General features: G+C 66.4%; 1 pseudogene. It reads left to right on the top strand.

What is annotated here, in order from left to right:
* Positions 1–357, top strand: a pseudogene (locus VR45_RS37430) (hypothetical protein); the annotation flags it as partial.

Raw genomic sequence — 357 nt, 5'->3', positions numbered from 1 at the left:
GCCCAGCACGGCTACTGGGAGCAGGGCTCCACCGGCTGGCTCAGCAGCTCGACCGGCGGGTACACCGGTTCGGGCTGCAACGGCAAGTACGTGTCGCTGCCGATGTCCGGCTCGGACACCAAGGACGACAACGACAACTCGGTGGTCTGGACGTTCTCCACCGCACCGGTCACGACCGGCAGTTGCACGATCTCCGTCTACGTGCCGAACAACAGCGACTACAAGCTGGTCGGCGGCAAGCCCGCGTACTACACCGTCCACAACTCCCCGGGCTCCGGCGTCATCGGCGACTTCTCGGTCAACCAGACCACCAGCCGGGGGAACTGGGTGACCAGCAAGGGGTTCGCGGTCTCCGGC

Source organism: Streptomyces sp. NRRL S-495 (genome assembly GCF_000966955.1).
Taxonomy (GTDB): domain Bacteria; phylum Actinomycetota; class Actinomycetes; order Streptomycetales; family Streptomycetaceae; genus Kitasatospora; species Kitasatospora purpeofusca.
Note: the sequence above shows the minus strand (reverse complement) of the source record. Positions and strands in the feature narration are given on the sequence as shown.